Genomic DNA, 234 nt, shown 5'->3' with positions numbered 1-234 from the left:
CGCGAGCTGCTGCTGCGCTACGAGCTGCCGGTTGCCATTCCGGCCGGCCTGGCGCCCGAGGCTCTGCTGGCGCGCATGCGGCTGGACAAGAAGAACGTGGCCGGGCGCCTGCGCCTGGTGCTGTGGCGGGGCAGCGGCCGCGCCGAGGTAGTGGCCGACGTAGACGAGGCCGACGTGCTGCGCGTGCTGGCCACCGGCGGAGCCGCGACCGTCTGTCGCGCCCGCCCCGCGGGC

1 pseudogene is annotated in these 234 nt (G+C 76.5%); it reads left to right on the top strand.

The annotated features are described in order from the left end of the window. A pseudogene (locus ACQG3P_RS24130) lies at window positions 1–234 on the top strand (3-dehydroquinate synthase); the annotation flags it as partial.

This window comes from Stenotrophomonas sp. SrG (assembly GCF_050031795.1).
Classification (GTDB): Bacteria; Pseudomonadota; Gammaproteobacteria; order Xanthomonadales; family Xanthomonadaceae; genus Stenotrophomonas; species Stenotrophomonas rhizophila_A.
This window is presented reverse-complemented; position numbering and strand designations above follow the sequence as displayed.